A 284-nucleotide genomic window follows, 5' to 3' on the forward strand; every position below is an offset into this window, starting at 1 on the left:
ATTTACTGTCTAGGTTTGCACCAATGACAGCAAACCTCTCCGGGTGCTCCGGGTCCAGAGGTATCTTCTTCGTCTCCTTGGCCGGCTGGAAGGAGCCCTGCGCATCATATTCCTTGGGGTTGGGGGACAGGGCCGGCTGCTTGCCGGCCATGGCCACAACTCGCTCCAGCATCTTCTTCTCTTCTGCAACCACGAGGGACTCGGCCAGTCGGCTGCTGGCTGCAGCACACTTGATGGACTTCTTGTAGTCGCCGGCTACAGTGATGATCCCCTTCGAGCTCGGC

1 protein-coding gene is annotated in these 284 nt (G+C 59.2%); it reads right to left on the reverse strand.

Translation table 11 applies throughout. The features are described from left to right. Window positions 1-284: hypothetical protein (locus J0A66_RS23085; RefSeq protein ID WP_206576104.1), on the reverse strand; the 284-nt coding region annotated here is incomplete at both ends.

The organism is Bowmanella dokdonensis (genome assembly GCF_017254865.1).
Lineage (GTDB): Bacteria > Pseudomonadota > Gammaproteobacteria > Enterobacterales > Alteromonadaceae > Bowmanella > Bowmanella dokdonensis.